This is a genomic window from Ideonella azotifigens (assembly GCF_021043325.1).
Classification (GTDB): domain Bacteria; phylum Pseudomonadota; class Gammaproteobacteria; order Burkholderiales; family Burkholderiaceae_C; genus Ideonella; species Ideonella azotifigens.
Window position 1 is genome coordinate 99,898 of record NZ_JAJNKD010000001.1, and the last position, 19,972, is coordinate 119,869.

9 protein-coding genes and 1 pseudogene are annotated in these 19,972 nt (G+C 67.2%); 8 read left to right on the forward strand and 2 right to left on the reverse strand.

What is annotated here, in order from left to right; genetic code table 11:
• Window positions 1–96: 96 nt before the first annotated feature.
• Complete coding sequence (locus LRH25_RS00485; RefSeq protein ID WP_231010005.1) at window positions 97–2,172, forward strand: ATP-dependent helicase; 2,076 nt, start codon at window positions 97–99, stop codon at window positions 2,170–2,172.
• Window positions 2,173–2,187: 15 nt separating this feature from the next.
• On the opposite strand, the pseudogene LRH25_RS00490 reads toward LRH25_RS00485, so the two are convergent.
• Window positions 2,188–2,430 (reverse strand): annotated as a pseudogene (locus LRH25_RS00490) (response regulator transcription factor); the annotation flags it as partial.
• 528 nt (window positions 2,431–2,958) lie between these two features.
• Between LRH25_RS00490 and LRH25_RS00495 the strand changes: the two are divergent.
• Window positions 2,959–5,097: an endonuclease/exonuclease/phosphatase family protein gene (locus LRH25_RS00495; RefSeq protein ID WP_170200773.1), complete on the forward strand. Its 2,139-nt coding sequence runs from the start codon at window positions 2,959–2,961 to the stop codon at window positions 5,095–5,097.
• 35 nt (window positions 5,098–5,132) lie between these two features.
• On the opposite strand, the gene LRH25_RS00500 is transcribed toward LRH25_RS00495, so the two are convergent.
• Complete coding sequence (locus LRH25_RS00500) at window positions 5,133–6,206, reverse strand: helix-turn-helix domain-containing protein (protein ID WP_170200772.1); 1,074 nt, start codon at window positions 6,204–6,206, stop codon at window positions 5,133–5,135.
• 307 nt (window positions 6,207–6,513) lie between these two features.
• Between LRH25_RS00500 and LRH25_RS00505 the strand changes: the two genes are divergently transcribed.
• The 6 genes from LRH25_RS00505 (at window position 6,514) to LRH25_RS00540 (ending at window position 19,824) form a co-directional block, all read left to right on the forward strand.
• Window positions 6,514–11,142, forward strand: coding sequence for a YDG domain-containing protein (locus tag LRH25_RS00505; RefSeq protein ID WP_141286194.1), 4,629 nt, complete (start codon window positions 6,514–6,516; stop codon window positions 11,140–11,142).
• Window positions 11,143–11,285: 143 nt separating this feature from the next.
• Window positions 11,286–16,445: a two-partner secretion domain-containing protein gene (locus LRH25_RS00520; protein ID WP_231010006.1), complete on the forward strand. Its 5,160-nt coding sequence runs from the start codon at window positions 11,286–11,288 to the stop codon at window positions 16,443–16,445.
• A gap of 29 nt (window positions 16,446–16,474) precedes the next feature.
• A complete protein-coding gene (locus LRH25_RS00525; protein WP_231010007.1) occupies window positions 16,475–18,130 on the forward strand; it encodes a ShlB/FhaC/HecB family hemolysin secretion/activation protein in 1,656 nt (551 codons plus the stop codon).
• A gap of 204 nt (window positions 18,131–18,334) precedes the next feature.
• A complete protein-coding gene (locus LRH25_RS00530; protein ID WP_141287606.1) occupies window positions 18,335–18,943 on the forward strand; it encodes a hypothetical protein in 609 nt (202 codons plus the stop codon).
• A 51-nt stretch (window positions 18,944–18,994) separates the two neighbouring features.
• Window positions 18,995–19,279, forward strand: a complete 285-nt coding sequence (locus tag LRH25_RS00535; RefSeq protein WP_141287605.1) for a hypothetical protein — start codon at window positions 18,995–18,997, stop codon at window positions 19,277–19,279.
• A gap of 203 nt (window positions 19,280–19,482) precedes the next feature.
• Window positions 19,483–19,824: a hypothetical protein gene (locus tag LRH25_RS00540; protein WP_141287604.1), complete on the forward strand. Its 342-nt coding sequence runs from the start codon at window positions 19,483–19,485 to the stop codon at window positions 19,822–19,824.
• Window positions 19,825–19,972: the final 148 nt, after the last annotated feature.

The window sequence follows — 19,972 nt, forward strand, 5'->3', positions numbered from 1 at the left end:
CCAAGTTCGCCGCGAACCTGAGCCGCTTCGTGCGGCTTTGGCGGTGGGCTGCCGGGGCGGCTTGGCTATGATCCGCGGCCCCCTCCTGTTGCCGCCATGTCCTCCGCCTCGCCTCCGCCCCCGTCCACGCTGAATGCCGCCCAGATGGAGGCGGTGCACTACCTGAGCGGGCCTTGCCTGGTGCTGGCCGGCGCGGGCTCGGGCAAGACGCGGGTCATCACGCAGAAGATCGCCCGGCTGCTGCAGGCGGGGCTGCAAGCCAAGCAGATCGCCGCCATCACCTTCACCAACAAGGCCTCGCTGGAAATGCGCGAGCGGGCCAAGAGCCTGGTGGGCGCGCGGGCGGCGAAGGACCTGGGGATCAGCACCTTCCACTCCCTGGGCGTGCGCATGCTGCGCGAGGACGGCACACGGCTGGGCCTGAAGGAGAAGTTCTCCATCCTCGATTCGGACGACGTGCTGGGCGTGATCCGCGACGCCGGCTCCTGCACCGACAACGCCATCGCCCGCAAATGGCAGTGGACCATCAGCCTTTGGAAGAACCAGGGCCTGGACAGCGATGGCGCGATGGCCGCCGCGAAGGACAGCGACGAGCAGCTGGCGGCTCGCGTGATGAAGCTCTACGAAGAGCGGCTGGTGGCCTACCAGGCGGTGGACTTCGACGACCTGATCAGCATGCCGCTCAAGCTGATCCAGAAGATCCCGGAAGCGCGCGAGAAATGGCAGAACCAGTTCCGCCACGTGCTGGTGGACGAATACCAGGACACCAACGCCGTGCAGTACGAGCTGCTGAAGGCGCTGGTGGACCACCCGGACGAACGCCGCCGCGGCATGTTCACGGCCGTGGGCGACGACGACCAGAGCATTTACGGCTGGCGCGGCGCGACCATCGAAAACCTCAAGCGCCTGCCCGAGGAATTCCCGAACCTGAAGGTCATCCCGCTGGAGCAGAACTACCGCTCCACCTCGGCCATTTTGCGGGCGGCCAACGAGGTGATTGGCGGCAACCCGAAGATCTTCCCGAAGAAGCTCTGGAGCGACCTGGGCGAAGGCGAGCCGGTGCGCATTGCCGAGTGCGACAGCGAAGACCACGAGGCCGAGCGCACGGTCGCGCGCATCCAGGCGCTGATGGCGCAGGATCCGCGCATCAAGCTGTCGGACTTCGCGGTGCTCTACCGCACCAACTTCCAGGCCCGGCCCTTCGAGCAGAAGCTGCGCGCCGCGCAGATCGCCTACAAGGTCTCCGGCGGCCAGAGCTTTTTCGACCGGGCCGAGATCAAGGACCTGTGCGGCTGGCTGCGCCTGCTCGTGAACCAGGACGACGACCCGGCCTTCCTGCGCGCCATCACCACGCCCAAGCGCGGCATTGGCCACACCACGCTGGGCAAGCTGGGCGAGTTCTCCGGCAAGTGGAAGCTCAGCATGTTCGAGGCACTGTTCGCCGAGAGCCTGGGCGTGGCGCTGCCGGGCAAGGCCATCGACTCGCTGCACGAGTTCGGCCGCTACCTCAACGATCTCGAATACAAGGCCCGCACGACGATTGGCGCCGAGGCTGCCAAGCCGATGCTGCTGGAGTGGCTCAAGGAGATCGGCTACGAGCAGCACCTCTACGACAGCGAGGACAGCGAGAAGGTGGCCGCCGCCCGCTGGACCAATGTGCTGGACTTCATCGACTGGGTGGCCAAGCGCTGCGGCGGCGAGATCAGCCAGGACGGCGGCATGACCGTCGAAGGCGAGAAGAAAAGCGTGCTGGACGTGGCGCAGACCATCAGCGTCATCCTCAGCCTGGCCGAGCGCGGCGAGGAGCAGGACGTGGTGACGCTGACCACGCTGCATGCATCGAAGGGCCTGGAGTGGCCGCACGTGATCCTGGTCGGCATCAACGAGGGCATCCTGCCCTTCAAGAGCGACGCCGAGGACATGACGCCCGAGCGACTGCAGGAAGAGCGCCGGCTGATGTACGTGGGCATCACGCGCGCGCAGAAGACGCTGCTGTGCACGACGCTGCGCCGCCGCAAGAAAGGCCGCGAAACCGTGGCCGGCATTCCCAGCCGCTTCATCAAGGAGATGAAGCTGGACCTGGCCGGCAGCAAGGAAGACCCGAAGGAAAAGTTGAAGCGCATGCGCGAAGCGCTGGCCGCCAAGGTGGCAGGCGCGCCACCGCCTGCCTGATCCTTCCGCCTGCCTTCAATCCGCCAGCAGGTGCTGCTGGTGGGCTTCGTGGATGGCTTCCGCCTTCGACGAGACGTTCAGCTTCTCGTAAATGCGCCGCACGAAGCTGCGCACCGTGAAGGGCGAGAGCTGCATCAACCTGGCAATCTCGTTGGCGGTGAAGCCCTTGGCCAGGTAGCCCAGCACCTCGCGCTCGCGGGCTGACAGGGCTGGCGCACCATCGTTCGCTGCCGCGGGTGTGGTCGGCGTGGGCGGCGCGATGGAGCAGGTCACCTGCGCGTCGTCATCGATGCTCACGACGATATTGCACGCCGCCCGCGGCCCATGCGCCGCGCGGCTCAGGTCCGATACCGCCTGCATCGCCGCGCACAGCGCTCTCAGGAAGCCGGGGTCGTTGCGGGCAGTGTCGAAGGCGGGCACAAAACCCTGCGTGGCATCGCTCCAGGCGAGGCGGTAGGCGTTACTCATTTTGGGGCTCCAGGGCAGTCGGCGGCATGGAATGGACTGTCGGGGAGCGACCCCTGCGCCGTCCTTCAGCGGCGCTTGTGGCTTGTTAAGCCTTTTGAACCCACGGCTTCTGCCGCGGCGATTAAGAACTTTTAAAGACCGCTTAAGAAGCCTGGTGCAGCGCTGACGCGCCCTCGTCAAACCGGAGGATGGCCGTAGCGCATTCGTTCTACGGACGCCGAGCCGGCGCTTTCCTACGATCAAAACGTGATGGCTGAAGGCTTGCGAACCCCGCAGCGGCAGCCCCCACATCTCCAAGATCGCAAGGGAAACAACACCATGACCTACTTCCTGTTGACTGGCCAGAAGCTCCGCGCTGGCGAACACCTCACGTCGCCGGACGGCAGCTGTTTTCTCACGCAGCAGCGTGATGGCAACCTTTGCCTCTACCAGGGCCCCGGACCGGAGGCACGGGGCGGCTGCATCTGGGCTGCACTGGGCGCCTCGCTGCCGCAGGGCGACTACTTCGCCGCGATGCAGGGCGACGGCAACCTCTGCGTCTACCGCCAGAAGCCCGACGGCAACACCGACTTCATCTGGAGCACCGGCACCGTGGCACCGGGCGGAAAGTTCATGGCGGTGGTTGAAGACGCCGGCCTGCTCACGGTGCGTGTTGGCGAGGCCGACGAGCACGCGAAGCAACCGGTGCTGTGGGCCTCGCGCCGTTTGCGCCTGCTGAGCTTCAACACCCACTTGATGGAGGGCTCCGCCATCGTGACAGGGGCGAAGCTCACCGGCAAGCTGCCGGTCACCTTTCGCGACGATGAGCGCCACGCCTTCATCGTGGAGAAGGTCAAGCAGTCTGGCGCCGACGTGGTGGCGCTGCAGGAGGTCTGGTCCGCCAACCGCATGGACAACATCCGTGACGACCTGAAGAGCGTCTATCCGCACAGCATCCGGGGCACCAGCGGGGCCTTGAACCGGGCGGGGTCTGGCATCGTGCTGGTCAGCAAGTTTCCGCTGGAGGACTGGCAGTTCAACCAGTTCCCCGAGACTTCGGAGGAAGACAGCGAAGATGCCTGGGCCACCAAGGGCGTGCTGTCGGCCACCATGAAGCTGGACGGGGGTGTGAAGCTGCGCATCGGCATGACCCACGCCTGGACCAACGCGGGCAACAAGGATGCCCGCTGCACCAACATCGAGAACCTGATCGGCTGGACCCTGGGCGGCCGGGGCGACATGCCCGCGGCCTTGCTGGGCGACTTCAACGTGCACCGCATTGGCGACCCGGCCAAGTTCGCCACGCTGGAGAGCTTGATGGCGGCCCAGGGCGCGACCGACAGCTGGACCCGCGTGCACGGCCCGGACCAGGCGCTGGCCTCGGCCACCGACGACCACATCCACAACACGCTGGATCAGTTCTTCACCCCGGGAAGCGACACGCCCGATTCCGACTGCCTGGACTACGTCTACCTGAAGGACGGCGCGCAGACGCCGCTGCGGCCGCTGCAGGCGACTGTGCTGCGCGACTGGCACTACCCGCTGAATACCTCCAACCCCGCGTGGTACTGGGTTCACAAGGGCACCCTGGCGCACCTGCCGTCTGCCGCGGTGGCCGGCGACAAGCTGTGGGTGGCCACGCGCGCCGCGCATGACCGCAGCCTGCAGATCAGCCGCTTCGACCAGGCGACCAAGCAGTGGCGCCACGAGGTGCTGCCGGACGTGAGCAGCGACGGCGCGCCAGGGCTGGTGTGGTTCGCGGGCTGCCTGCACCTGTTCTTCCAGCAAGACCGGCAGGTGATGAAGATGGAATCCGTCGATGGACGCAAGTGGTCGCGAGCCGAGAGTCAAGGCGGTGAAATGCGCTCCTCCGGCGGCGTGTGCGCGGTGGTGCACCAGGGCCGGCTGTACGTCTTCTGCCGTGATCCGAATGGCGAGCAGGTCTGCGTGCACCAGTGGGGTCCTGGGGGCTGGTCCAAGCGGGACTGGCTGCACATCGACACACCGCACGACATTGCGGCCGCGTCGCTGGGTGACACGCTGTGTGTCGTGACGGTGGATGCCGGCTCGGGCAGCCCGCGTGGGCTGATGCGCGCGGTGCTGAACCACACCGGCAAGTGGCAGCCAGCGCAGCTGGAAAGAGGCGCCACCGCGACCGGCTCGCCCGGCATCACCAGCCGCAATGGCCGCTTCGAACTGTTCTACCGCGAGCCCGGCGGCGCCGGCATGTTCCATCGCTCGTCTGCTGACGGCCTGAACTGGTCCGGCCAGGACTTCGATGCGCGCCTGGCGACGATGGACACGGTCTGCCCCGCGGCATTCGGCGATGACTTGCTGCTGTTCTACGCGCATGTGCACGAAAGCGGCGAGGGCTACGCGAAGCGCGCACTGGCGCACAGCCACTACCCGGCCGGCGTGCAGCTCGACGCTTCGGACCACTACCCTTACCAGGTCGACCTGGTCTGGCCGCAGGGCTGACGAGGCCCGAGGCCTGCGCGTCGCGCAGGCCTTGTTCAGCGCGCTTTGGCCGCTGGCAGCCCCATCGCCCTGAAGTCCTGCGGCGCCATGCCGTAGGCCCGGCGGAAGGCGCGGGTGAAGTCGGAGGCGCTGTTGAAGGACAGGCCGTAGGCGATGTCGATGATGGGCTTGTTCGGTGCGCTCAGCAGCTCTTCGGCGGCCTCGCGCAGCCGGCAGTTGCGGATGTACGCGGCCAGCCCGCCCTCGGGCTCGAACAGGCGGTACAGCGTGGCGCGTGGCAGCCGGAACTGCAGGCGGATGCCGTCGGGCGACAGCGTGTCCTGGTGCAGGTTCTCCTGCACATGGTGCTGCAACCGGTCCAGCAGCGCCATGCGCACGGCATTGCGCGCATGGCCGTGCAAGCGGGCCTGGCGGCCGAATGCGGCCAGCATCAGCTCGGCACCGCTGCGGATGGCGCGCTCGGCTTCGGCTGGTGGCAGGCGCGGCAGGGTGGTGGCCAGCGTCTGCAACTGCGCCAGCAGCAGGCGGGCCAGTGACGAGGTGTAGGTCACGACCTGGCCGTGGATCGCCGGGGCATCGGGGATCACGGCCTCCACCTTGGCGCGCGGCAGCATGAAGGCCAGCACGCGAGCCTGCGTCGGGCGGTGCATGCGCCAGGGCTGGCGCATGTCCAGCGCCAGCACGCCGGGCATGAACTGCGTGGACCGGCGCGGCCGGTGCCCCTGGGCCACCGATTCGATCAGCCCTTCTACGGCGACGTGGAAGACGTAGTCGTCCAGCGTGTCGGTGCCAATGCGCGCGGCGCTGCGCAACTGGGTCACCGCGTCGCTGCGGATGTCCATGAACACCATGTCGCTCAGCACATGGGTGGCGATCTCGCCGTGGAAACCTGCAGCCACCTGCGAGCGTGAGAGCGGCACGTCCAGCGAGCGACCCACGTAGTCGCGCCAGGCCGGGGCCTGCAAGGTGCGCGCCTCGGCAGCCACGCTGAAGTGGTGCCGCAGCACCGCGGATGCCTCGGCCGGGGAAGCGGTGGCACCAGGGTGCGCGTAGCGCTGCGCTGGAGAGGCCAGGAGCTGGCGCACGGTGGGCGAGTAATCGCTGGTCATGGAAGAACTGCTGGCCATGAAGAGGAGGGCAAGGCGGTGTACCCCCAATCCTGGGGATTCATTTTGGCAACTGAGACACCCGGTCAAGTCGCCGGCCGCCGCTGAAGAAAATCACGCGGCACCCCAAGCGGCTTGGCGCGGCGCCGCTTGAGCGCTGGTGTGCGCGGCCGCCGAGTGTGTCGCAGGTTTGCCAGCGGCCAGTGTGAGCGGCCGCTGGCGACGCGGCTGTAGCGCATTTGTTCTACGGACAGGCTAGGGCCCGCTCCCTAGCATCCCGCCAACCCTCTTTCCCTCCAATTCTCCCGCCATGAACCACGCCTATCGCCTTGTCTGGAGCGAACTGTTCCAACGTTTTGTCGCCGTGCCGGAGACAGCCAAGGCGAGGGGCAAGCGCAGCGGCGCGGTGCTGCTTGCGGCGGCTGCCTTGAGTGGCGGTGCCTTCGCTGGGCCCACCGGCGGTGCGGTGAGCACCGGCAGCGGCACGATCACGCAAAGCGGGAGCACCACGACCATCACCCAGGGCAGCCAGAACCTGGCGATCAACTGGGCGACCTTCAACGTGGGCAAGGGCGAGAGCGTCAAGTTCGTGCAGCCCGGGGCTGCGTCCATCGCGCTGAACCGCGTGCTGGGCACCGATGCTTCGAGCATCAATGGCAGCCTCACGGCCAACGGCCAGGTGTGGATCCTGAACCCGAACGGCGTGCTGTTTGGCAATGGCGCGAGCGTCAACGTTGGCGGTCTCGTTGCATCCACGCTGAGCATGAGCGACAGCGACTTCGCGGCCGGCAAAGCAAGCTTCAGCGGCAACGGCAACCAGGGCGGCGTCGTCAACCAGGGTAGCCTGACCGGCGGCTATGTTGCGCTGATCGGCAAGCAGGTCAGCAACAGCGGCACCATCACCACGCCCAACGGCACGGCAGCACTCGCCGCCGGCGACAAGGTCACACTCGACTTCAGCGGCAGCCAGCTGCTCAGCGTCACGGTGGACGAAGGCACGCTGAACGCCTTGGCCGAGAACAAGGGCTTGATCCGCGCAGACAACGGCAGCGTGCTGCTGAGCGCCAACGCGAAGAACGCGCTGCTGGACACCGTGGTCAACAACGAAGGTGTGATCGAAGCGCGCGGCATCGACAGCAGCGGCGGCAGGATCATCCTGCTTGGCAGTTTCAACGGCGGCACCGTGAAGGCCGGCGGCACGCTGGACGCCTCTTCGGTGAACCATGACGGCGGCTTCATCGAGACCAGCGGTGCGCATGTGCAAGTGGCAGACGGTGCGCAGATCAGCACACTGTCGCAAAGCGGCAAGACCGGCACCTGGCTGGTGGACCCGACGGACTTCACGATCAGCGCGGGCAGCGGCGCGCAGACCAGCAGCGGCATCGGCGCGGGCACGCTGGCCAACAGCCTGGCCAGCAACAACGTCACGCTGGCGACCGACAACAGCACCGGCACGGACAGCGGCGACATCAACGTCAACGCAGCGGTCAGCTGGAGCGCCAACACGACGCTGACGCTGAACGCCTACCGCAACGTCAACCTCAACGCAGCGATCACTGCCACTGGCGAGGCAGCCGGACTGGCGCTGAACCATGGCGGTGACTACAAGGTCAACGCCCCTGTCACGCTCAGCGGCGCCAACGCCAGTCTCAGCCTCAACGGCAATGCCTACACGCTGATCCACAGCATGGCCGAGCTGCAGTCGGCCGACAACCACGGCCTGCTCGCGCTGGCGCAGGACCTGGACGCCAGCGACACGGTCTACGGTGGCGCGGTGATCGGGACGTTCTTCGGCACGCTGGCCGGCCTGGGCCACACCATTCATCAGTTCAACGTGGCGGGCGCAGGCAGCCTCGCCGGGCTGATCGGCCAGATCCGCAACGGCGCCGTGGTGCGCGACCTCAGCCTGGTGGGCGGCAGCGTGCAGGCCTCGGGCCCGGGCGCGGGCGCGCTGGCCGGGCTGAGTGACGGGACGATCCTCAACGTGCATGCCGCCGTCGATGTCAGCGGTGGCGACGATTCGGGTGGGCTGGTCGGCTACAACACGGGCCGCATCACACGGTCGGACGCCACCGGCACGGTCACTGGCGGCAATGACACCGGCGGGCTGATCGGGCGCAACAAGGGCAACCTGGACCAGGTGTGGGCCAGCGGTGACGTGACGGGCGCATCGTATGTCGGGGGGCTTGTCGGTTTGCAGACCGAGGCCGTGACCCTCAACAACGCCCATGCCAGTGGCGACGTCAGCGGCAACCTCTACGTTGGCGGCCTGGTCGGCGTGGCCTACAACACCTCGGTCTTTTCCAATGTCTATGCCACTGGCAACGTCACCGGTCTCACCGGTTCGGTCGGCGGGCTGGTCGGCCACAACGACGCCTCTTTCATCATCAGCGCCTTCGCCACCGGCAACGTCAAGTCCGCCGGTGGCGAAGGCGTGGGCGGCCTGATCGGCTCGGCCAACTACGACAGCACGGTCGTCTACGCCTATGCCACTGGCGACGTGAGCGGCGACTCGCGCGTGGGCGGCCTGATGGGCAAGGGGGCCGGCGTGCTGACCGATGTCTATGCCAGTGGCCATGTCAGCGCCAGCTATCAACCTGGCGGCCTGATCGGCGGCTTCGACGGCTTCTACCCCACCGTCACCAACGGCTACTGGAACCTGGAGACCACCGGCCAGTCCACCAGCCTGGGTGGCGGCACCGGGCTGAGTTCCGCGCAGATGATGCAGGCGTCCTGCTTCAGCGGCTGGGACCTGGCCAGCAGTGGCGGCAGCAACGCCGTGTGGCGCATTTACGAAGGCCAGACCGCGCCCTTGCTGAGGTCCTTCATGCCAGCGCTCACCGTCAGCGCCGACGGCGTCAGCAAGGTCTATGACGGCACGGTGAATTTCAGCGGCGGCGGCTACGCCACCAGTGACGCTGGCGCCGACCGCAGCCTCATCCTCGGCACGGCGGTTTACGGCGATGCCGGCAGCAAGAACGTTGGCAGCTACAGCATCGGCCTCAGCGGCCTCTATTCCGGCCAGTTTGGCTACGACCTGAGCTTTGCCGAAGGCACCGCCAAGGTCACCGCCGCCAGCTTGACCGTCAGCGGCGGCACCGCGGCCAGCAAGACCTACGACGGCACGACGCTGGCGAGTGTCAGCGGTGGCAGCCTGGGCGGGGTGCTGGCCGGCGACAGTGTCGCCCTCAGCCAGAGCGGCAGCTTCAGCGACAAGAACGCCGGCAGCGGCAAGACAGTCACGGTCACCAACAGCCTGGCCGGCGACGATGCGGGCAACTACGTGCTGGTCGGCCCGGTGGCGAAGGTCGCCGCCGACATCGACCCTGCGCAACTGCAAGTGAGCGGTGCGCAGGCGAGCAGCAAGACCTACGACAGCACAGTCGTGGCACAGCTCAGCGGCGGCAGCCTCGTGGGCGTGGTTGCGGGCGACCAGCTGGGGTATCACCTGAGCGGCAGTTTCAGCGACAAGAACGTGGGCACCGGCAAGACCGTGAGCATCACCGGCGCGCTGTCCGGACCCGATGCCGGCAACTACGTGCTCGGCCCCCAGGCCGGCACCGCGCAGGCCGACATCTCGGCCGCCACCCTCTACCTCGTCGGCGGCACGGCCCTCAGCAAGGTCTACGACGGCGGCACCGCAGCCAGTGTCAGCGGAGGCCGCCTGGATGGCCTGTTCAACGGGGACCTGGTCACCGTCAACCAGAGCGGCAGCTTCGGCGACAAGAACGTGGGCTACGGCAAGCAGGTCGCCGTCTGCCGCAGCCTGGGTGGCGCCGATGCCGGCAACTACCTGCTGCTCAATCCGTCAACCGTCATGGCGGCCGACATCACGCCCAAGCTGCTGTCGGTTGACCTCGTGGCGGCTGACAAGACCTACGACGGCTCGTCCCGCGCCAGCGTCACCGGCAGCCTTGGCGGCGTGATTGCCGGCGACGCGGTTTCGGCGGATGTCGTCGGCTACTTCGACGACAAGAACGTTGGCACGAACAAGAGCGTCAGCGTGGGCCTTTCCCTGCTGGGCACGGACGCCGGCAACTACACCTTCAACCGCCTGGGTGCGAGCACTGCCAGCATCAGCGCGGCGACCTTGACAGCGAGCGGCGGCACGGCGGCCAACAAGACCTACGACGGCACGACCCAGGTCAGCCTGGGCCAGGGCACGCTGCTGGGCCTGCTGCCGGGCGACAGCGTCAGCCTCAGCCAGAGTGGCAGCTTTGTCGACAAGCATGCCGGCACGGGCAAGACGGTCAACGAACAGTTCGCCATTGGCGGTGTCGATGCCGGCAACTACGTGCTGGCCAATGCCACCGGCACCACCACGGCCGACATCGCCGCCGCCACCTTGCTGGTGGCCGGCACCGTGGCGGCCAACAAGACCTATGACGGCAAGACCGCCGCAGTGGTCGGTGGCGGCCAACTGATGGGCGTGCTCGCCGGCGACAGCGTCACGCTGAGCCAGAGCGGCGCATTCGTTGACAAGAACGCCGGCAGCGGCAAGGTGGTGGTCGTGACCAACGACCTGGGCGGCAGCGATGCGGGCAACTACGTCGTCGCCAACGACAGCACCACGGCCAACATCGCGCAAGCCCAGCTGACCGTGACCGGCGCCAAGGCGCAGGACAAGGTGTTCGACGGCACCAAGACCGCCACCGTCACCGGCGGCACGCTGACCGGCCTGGTCGCGGGCGACGACGTGGCGCTCAGCCAGACCGGCCAGTTCGTCACCGCCTTGTGGGGCCACTACAAGCCGGTGGTCGAAACCTTCGCCATCAGCGGCGCGGATGCGCAGAACTACCAGCTCACCAAGACCCAGCAACTGGGCCAGGCGGACGTGTTCAAGCCCGCGGCCGTGACCGTGGCCCAGCAACTGAAGCTGGCCGCGCTGCTGAGGGGCCTGGGCCTGACGGTGCTGGAGGCCGACGCTGCGGCGCGCTGAGCTCGCTTCCGCCGGCCGCTGCGATGCCGGCCGCCCACGCTGCACGGGCGTGGGCGGCCGGCTGTAGCGCATTTGTTCTACGGACAGCGGCGGGGCCGCTTCCTAACATTCCGTCAGCCCCTTCTTCCTCATCCTTCCCTGCCATGAACCACGCCTACCGCCTTGTCTGGAGCGACCTGTTCCAACGTTTTGTCGCCGTGCCGGAGACTGCCAAGGCGCGTGGCAAGCGCAGCGGCGCGGTGCTGCTTGCAGCGGCGGCACTGAGCGGTGCCGTGCTGGCCGGGCCGACGGGCGGTGCGGTGAGCACGGGCAGTGGCACGATCACGCAAAGCGGCAGCACGACCACCATCAACCAGGGCAGCCAGAACCTGGCGATCAACTGGGCGACCTTCAACGTGGGCAAGGGCGAGAGCGTCAAGTTCGTGCAGCCCGGGGCTTCGTCCATCGCGCTGAACCGCGTGCTGGGCACCGATGCTTCGAGCATCAACGGCAGCCTCACGGCCAACGGCCAGGTGTGGATCCTGAACCCGAACGGCGTGTTGTTCGGCAACGGCGCGAGCGTCAACGTGGGCGGCCTGGTAGCGTCCACGCTCAGCCTGAGCGACAGCGACTTTGCGACCGGCAAGACCAGCTTCAGCGGCAACGGCAGCCAGGGCAGCGTCGTCAACCAGGGCAGCCTGACCGGCGGCTACGTGGCGCTGATCGGCAAGCAGGTCAGCAACAGCGGCAGCATCACCACGCCCAACGGCACCGCAGCCCTCGCAGCCGGCGACAAGGTCACGCTGGACTTCAGCGGCAGCCAGCTGCTCAGCGTCACGGTCGACGAAGGCACGCTCAATGCGCTGGCCGAGAACAAGGGCTTGATTCGCGCAGACAACGGCAGCGTGCTGCTCAGCGCCACAGCCAAGAACGCGCTGCTGGACACAGTCGTCAACAACGAAGGCATGATCGAGGCCAAGGGCATCGACAGCAGCGGTGGCAAGATCATCCTGCTGGGCGGTTTCAACGGCGGCACAGTGAAGGCCGGCGGCACGCTGGACGCCTCGTCCGTGAACCACGACGGCGGCTTCATCGAGACCAGCGGCGTGCATGTGCAAGTGGCAGATGGCGCGCAGATCAGCACACTGTCGCAAAGCGGCAAGACCGGCACCTGGCTTGTCGACCCGACGGACTTCACGATCAGCGCCGGCAGCGGTGCGTTGACCAGCAGCGGCATCGGCGCGAGCACCCTGGCCACGAACCTGGCGACGAACAACGTCACGCTGACGACCGACAACAGCAAGGGCAGCGACAGCGGGGACATCAACGTCAACGCCGCGGTGAGCTGGAGTGCCAACACCACGTTGACGCTGAACGCCTACAACAACATCAACCTGCTGGCCGAGCTCACCGCCACTGGCGCGAATGCCGGCCTGGTGCTGAACACCGGCAATTACGCCGCCTCCGGCAGCGTGCGCAGCGGCGCGGACTACAAGCTGCACGCGCCTGTGACGCTCAGCGGCGCCAATGCCTCGCTGAACGTCAACGGCACGGCCTACACCCTGGTCCACAGCCTGGCGGACCTGGAGGCCATCAACAGCCAGGGGCTGGCCGGGCACTACGCGCTGGCGCAGGACATCGACGCCAGCGCCACGGTCTACAGCGGCGCGCTGATCGCCAGCACCGACAGCCCGTTCACCGGCAACCTGGCCGGCCTGGGCCACGCAATCAAGGGCTTCACCATCGCCGAGGCTTCCGGCCAGGACGTGGGCCTGATCGCCGCCGCCGGCAGCGGCAGCGAGATCCGGGACCTGGCACTGCAAGGCGGCAGCGTCAGCCTGGGCGAGTACGGCTTCGACGCCTACATCGGCGCGTTGGTGGGCCACAACTGGGGCAGCGTCCGCAACGTCAGCAGCAGCGTGGACGTGTGGGCACCGCAGGGCTCCAACGTGGGCGGCCTGGTCGGCTTCAACTTCGGCAGCATCACCGGTGCAGCGGTCAGCGGCAGCGTGACGGGGCACGACATGGTGGGCGGCCTGGCGAGCTACAACGCCGGCAGCATCAGCGACAGCACGGTGAGCGGCAGCGTCAGCGGCGTCAATGCCGTGGGCGGCCTGGCAGGGGTCAACTGGAATGCGATCCGCAATGCCTATGCGGCAGGTTCAGTGCAGGGCCAGTCCCAGGTGGGCGGGCTGGTGGGCCTCAATGGCGGGGAAATCCGCTACCTGGTGTGGGACGGCAGCAGCACCGGGCAAGCCAGCGCCGTCGGCACTTCGGCCGGCGGCTACAGCAGCAACATTGGCAACGCCGCGGGCGGCAGCAAGCATGGCGACTATGCCAACCTCGGCAACTGGCACGAAAGCGCGCCGGGCTCGGGCTTCTGGGTGGCGAACGACGTCGACGGCCAGCCGGCCTGGATCATGGTGGACGGCCTGCGCCCGGTGCGCGTGGCCGAGTACGTGCGCGGCATCCACACCGTGCGTCAGCTGCAGCTGATCGGCTACGACCTTGGTGCCAGCTACACCCTGGCCAACGACATTGCCGCCAGCCCAGCCGACAACGCTGGCCAACTGGGCGACAGTGGCTTCGTGCCGCTGGGCACTGCCGCCGCGCCCTTCACCGGTAGCCTGGATGGCCAGTCGCACAGCATCGACGGCCTGGTGATCAACCGAGCCGGCCAGGACAACGTGGGCCTGGTGGGCGTGCTGGGCAACGGCGGCAGCATCAGCCACCTCGCGCTGAGTGGCGGCAACACCACCGGTGGTACCCACGTAGGCGGCCTGGTCGGCCTGGTCAACGCGGGCGGCAGCGTCAGCGACGTGCGGGTCAGCGGCAGCGTCACCGGCAGCAGCGCGGTGGGCGGGCTGGCCGGCCTGAACCTGGGCACCATCGCCGGTAGCCAAAGCCTGGCCACCGTGAGCGGTGGCGACAAGGCCGGCGGCCTGGTGGGCGACAACGAGTTGGGCGGCCTGGTGCAAGCCAGCAGCGCCGCGGGCACGGTCAGCGGCGGCAGCTCGGTCGGCGGCCTGGTGGGCTGGGACAGCGGCACGCTGAGCGGCGTGAGCAGCGGCGGCAGCGTGAGCGGCACCTCCGACGTGGGCGGGCTCGTGGGCACGCTGAGCCGGCCCAGCGTGGCGGGCACCGATGCCAACGGCCAATCCACCACCGTGAAGCTGCCCCTGAACCTCAGCAACGTCTCGTCCACGGCCTCGGTCGACGGCGAGGCCAACGTGGGCGGGTTGGTCGGCTGGAGCGACGCCGCGCTGAGCAATGTCAGCGCCAGCGGCGCTGTGAGCGGCGACTGGAGTGCCGGCGGCGCGGTGGGTGGGCTGGTCGGGCGCAATGCCGGCAGCATCGGCAACTCGCAGGCGACCGCCTCTGTCTACGACGGCAACCAGGTGGGTGGCCTGGTCGGCATCAACGACGGCAGCATCACAGGCTCGCACGCCAGCGGCCTTGTTTACGGCAGCACCGAGGTCGGTGGGCTGGTGGGGCACAACAACGGCAGCCTGGGCGGCGTCTACGCGACGGGTGCCGTCACCGGCTATGGCAACGACACTGGCGGCCTGGCGGGCAGCAACAGTGGCAGCGTCGACGGCGCCTACGCCACCGGTGTGGTTGTCAGCTACGGCAGCAGCGCTGGCGGGCTGGTGGGCAGCAGCGGCGGCAGCATCGGCAGCGTCTACGCGACCGGTGCCGTGTACGGCTATGGCTATGGCAACGGGACTGGCGGGCTGGCGGGCGTCAACAGCGGCAGCATTGACGGCGCCTATGCCACCGGTGCCGTCATGGCCTACGGCACCGGCACCGGCGGGCTGGCGGGCAGCAACAGCGGCGTGCTGAGCAATGTGTACGCCAGTGGTGCGGTCTCGGGCGCGTACGTCGTTGGCGGCCTGGCGGGTGCGAACAGCGGCAGCATCGCCAGCGCCTACGCCACCGGCAGCGTCTTGGGTTACACCCAGCTGGGTGGCCTGGTCGGTCTCAACTCCGGCGCAGGCCAGGTGACCCGCTCGTTCTGGCTCACGGCCAACACGGGCACCGGCATCGGCAGCAACCAGGCCAGTGTGGACAGCCTGACGCGTGGCCTCAGCGATGCCGAGGCCAGGTCCACCGCCACCTACACGGCGGCCGGCTGGTCGCTGGACGACGTGGGCGGCAGCGGCACCGCCTGGCGCTTGTACGAAGGCAGCACGATGCCGCTGCTGCGCAGCTTCCTCACGCCGGTCAGCGTGTCCTTCACGGCAAACGGCAAGGTCTACGACGGCCTGGCCGCCGCGGGCAGCACCAGCAGCTACACGCTGTCCCAGCCCGGCGCCCCGCTGCTGGGCAGCGGCGTGCTGAGCTACGCCAGCAGCAGCGACAACGCCGGCAGCTACAGCGCCGGCAATGGTTCGCTGCGGGTGAGCGGCCTCTATTCGACGCAGCAGGGCTACGACATCGCCTACAGCGCCAACCTGGCGATCAGCCAGGCCGCCCTCGTCGTGTTCGGCGCCCATGTCGCCGGCAAGACCTACGACGGCACAAGCACGGCCAGCGTCAGTGGTGGCTATCTGCACGGCTTGGTCGATGGCGACAGCGTGGCACTCAGCCAGAGCGGCAGCTTCAGCGACAAGACCGCCGGCACCGGCAAGACCGTCACCGAGACCTTCGCCATCAGCGGCGGCGACGCCGGCAACTACGTGCTGATGAACCCCTCGGCCATTGCCCGGGCCGACATCGCGCAGGCGCTGCTCACCGTCTCCGGCAGCGCGGTCGCCAACAAGACCTACGACGGCACGACGCTGGCGCAGGTCAGCGGCGGCACGCTGGCCGGCGTGATCGCGGGCGACAGCGTCACGCTCAGCCAGAGTGGCAGGTTCGCCGACAAGAACGCTGGTCTCGGCAAGGTCGTGACGGTGACAAACAGCCTGGGCGGCGGCGACGCGGGCAACTACGTCGTCGCCAACGACAGCAGCAGCGCCAACATCGCCCAAGCCCTGCTGACCGTGACCGGCGCCCAGGCGCAGGACAAGGTGTTCGACGGCACGAAGACCGCCACGGTCACCGGTGGCACGTTGACCGGGCTTGTCGCGGGCGACGACGTGGCGCTCAGCCAGACCGGCCAGTTCGTCACCGCCTTGTGGGGCCACTACAAGCCTGTCGTCGAGACCTTCGTCATCAGCGGTGCAGACGCGCAGAACTACCAGCTGACCAAGACCCAGCAGCTCGGCTTGGCAGACGTGTTCAAGCCGGCCACCGTGACCCGCGCCCAGCAACTGAAGCTGATCGCTTTGCTGAAGGGCCTGGGCCTGACGGTGCTGGAAGCCGACGCTGCAGCGCGCTGAGTTCCGATTCATCCCGGGTTGTTGTTGCCGTGAGAAGCTTGTCCCCGAACCGCCTGACGCTGTGTGCGCTGAGCCTGGCCACCAGCGCCGCGCTGGCCGCACCTGATGCCGGCCAGCTGCTGCAGGAACTGCGAAACAACCCGCCGCCGCGCCCGGCGCCGAGTGCATCGCCGCCGCTGAACGTGGACGCACCGGCGCCTGGCGCTGTGCCTGAGGGCGGCGCGCGCGTGCGGGTCAGCGGCTTTGTGCTGCGCGGCGTGCAGAGCCTGCCCGAGGCCGGGCTGCAGGCCTTGCTGGCCGACGCCATCGGCCGCGAGCTGAACCTGGCCGAGCTGAACCAGCTGGCCGGCCGGCTCACCCGCGCCTACCGCGAGGCCGGCTACCTGGTCGCGCGGGCCTACCTGCCGGCGCAGGAGGTGCAGGGCGGGCGAGTGGAGATTGCGGTGGCCGAAGGCCGGCTGGGCAAGGTCGAGCTGCGCAACCGCGCCGAGCTGCAGGGCGACGCGCTGGCCCCGCTGGACCTGCTGCAGCCGCAGGCCGCGCTGCGCGAGCAGGACCTCGCGCCGGTGCTGCTGTCACTGCGCAGCCTGCCGGGCGCGCGCGTGCTGTCCACGCTGCGGCCGGGCGACACGCCAGGCGCTTCGGACCTGCTGGTGGAAGTGGACGAAGGCCAGGCCTTCGAGGCCGATGCCGCGCTCGACAACCACGGCAGCGACAGCACCGGCGACCAGCGCCTGAGCCTGAACCTGTCGTTCAACAACCCGCTGCGCCTGGGCGACCAGCTCAGCCTGCACCTGCTGCGCAGCCAGCTGGCCCAGCGCTACGCCGCCGCGTCCTACCAGCTGCCCGTGGGTCCGCTGGGCACGCGCGTGGGCCTGTCTGCCTCGCACATGGATTACCGGCTCGGCAAGCAGTTCGCCGCCCTCGGCGCCTACGGCCTGGCCAGCACGCTGAGCTTCTACGCGCGCCACCCGCTTGTGCGCAGCCAGACCGAAAACTGGAGCCTGCAGCTGCAGTACGACGACAAGCGCCTGGTCGACATGGTGGCCAGCACCGAGACCCGCAGCACGCACCGCATCAACCTTGCCAGCCTCAGCCTGCAAGGCCAGTGGCAGGACGGCTGGCTGGCGCTGCCGGCGATGAGCGACCTGAGCCTCGGCCTGCAGACCGGCCAGGCCCACATGGACGCAGTGAGCGATTTCATCGACCAGCTCAGCGCCAACACCGGCAAAGGCTTTGGCAAGTTCACCGCCAGCCTGCAGCGACAGCAGCAGCTGCTGCCCGAATGGACGCTGGCGATGGCCTGGCGCGGCCAACGCGCCGACCACAACCTGCCCTCCGCCGAAAAGATCAGCCTCGGCGGCGCCAACGGCGTGCGCGCCTATCCTGAAGGCGAAGCCAGCGGCGACGACGGCTGGGTCGGCAATGTGGCACTGCGCTGGCAGCCGGCGCCGGAATGGCAACTGCAGGCGTTTGCGGATGCGGGCGTGGTGCAGGTCAATCACCAGCCGTGGGCCACCGGCAGCAACCGCCGCCGGCTGGCCGGTGCCGGTGTGGGCGGCGGTCTGCAAGGCAGTGGCTGGGCACTGGACCTGTCAGCCGCCTGGACCACGGACCACGAAACCGCGGTCATCACGCCCAAGCGCAGTCCCAGGCTGTGGGTGAGTCTGTCGGTCGGCTATTGATTGGCGCCCTGGCTGCGCGGCCGGACTGAGTAGCCGGATCCGCGGCCGCCAGATCCTTCGCGGCGCCCACCGGCACCGTGCGGCCCGGCCGAAGCAGCTCCGCGCTTGGCAAGACGATGCCGCGCCCGCAGAATCCCCAACAAGCGCCGCTTTTGACGGCGCTGTGATGTCGAGTCTCAACGCAATTCGACAGGGGGGATTGAAATGGATCAAGGACTGGTGCCAAGGCTGCTGCCTGATACTCGGATGTGCCTGATGGTATTCAGCCTATTTTCGCGAGGAACGCCGCGATGGGTGGATTGGATGTCTGCGTTTTTGCGACAGACATTTTTCCTCACGGTTCTGGCCGGCATCTCAAACATGGCCGCGGCGAGCGCTGTTTGCCTTGATCGCAATTCCGGCCAGCCGACCGATCTCACGAGCATCGCGAACAAGCTCAGTGACCTTGACCACGGGCCGTTGATCAAGGCCGCTTCGTTGAGCGTCGATATCAACCGGGATGGGGCAAACGAACTCATCGTCAGGAGTAGCGATGAAGCGTGCGGCAGCGGAGGGTGCTTCTTCTCGGTTTTCGATGGGAAGACGGGCCGCAATCTGGGTGAGCAGTTTGGCGGGATGCTCTATTTTCACGAACCATTCACCAATGGTTGGCCTGTGCTCGAGGTCTACGGGCACTCAAGCGCCGAATCGGGGACATTCGCCACATGGGTCATGGAGGGCGGAAGGTATCTCGCCGTCGCCGATGTATTCCTCCAAGGTGCACTGCTCAAGCAACACGTCGACAAGCTTCAGTCCATGTGCAGCATTCCGTGAGCGAGGCGAGTGACGTCCAGCTAAGCACAACCCTTTCATTCCTCAGGTGTCATGTCGGCCACTTTCGCCATCGTCGCAGTCATCGCGGTCACAATCATCAACTTAGCCATTGTTGCGGCGAGTTCGGTATTTGCGATTCACGGAGACGGAACTCCTGGCGAGATGTCTCTGGTGCTCGTTGTCGGCTCTCTATGGGTCCTTGCCTTTGCGGCCCGCTCGATCTTCACGGTCACCAAGGGAGCGCGCGGTCAGGCAGTGAGTACATCGGCAAAAGCAATCCCCTATGCTCTTATGGTGCTGGTTCTGTCTCAATTCTTTATTCCGCTATTTAACTGAGGCTCGTGGAAGTCGAGGCCACGTGCGAGTCGAGAGTCAGGTGTCCCATTTCCCGTTCCGCTTTCGGTTAACGTGACGAGCCGGACCTCGCGCCTTTGACCCGCGACCCTCACGGAGGAGCCGCATGACTGAATCAGTGCCTAAGGTGGTTTACCGAGGTGAATCAATGATCGAAGGTTGGCCTGAAAGAATTCGTCAAGCCCATGAGCTGCGTCCTTCGAATTGCCTCTGATAAATTGGACCTGATCTTGGGTGGGATTTCTTTGAAGCCTTATCGGCTCCAGGGTGGGACGGCACATTTTCAGGTCAGTGAATGCGACTTCGACAATCTGCCAGGGCAAGTGAGAGACGCTGTTGCCTTCCTCAGTTTACGAAGGCACGAGATCGCTGCGCTCATGGCGGCGTCGACGGCCAGCGGCGTCCTCGACTTCGCGGTTGAAGGTGCGGGCTCTGAAGTTCGTTTCGCTGCGCTGCCCGCTGTACTGGTGCGCGAAGCGGGCGCGCTTGGCTTGGCACTGGAACTTTCGCAGTATCCGAAGGAATAGCCGCCGCCACCGTGGTTCAAATAAATGGGGTCGGAGTCAATTTATCTGCATGTCAGGCGAATGCTGCTCAATGGTTGAGAAAGATAAATTGACTCCGACCCCATTTATTTGTGCGCTGACCTACCCTTGTTTGCTCCCGAATTTGGAA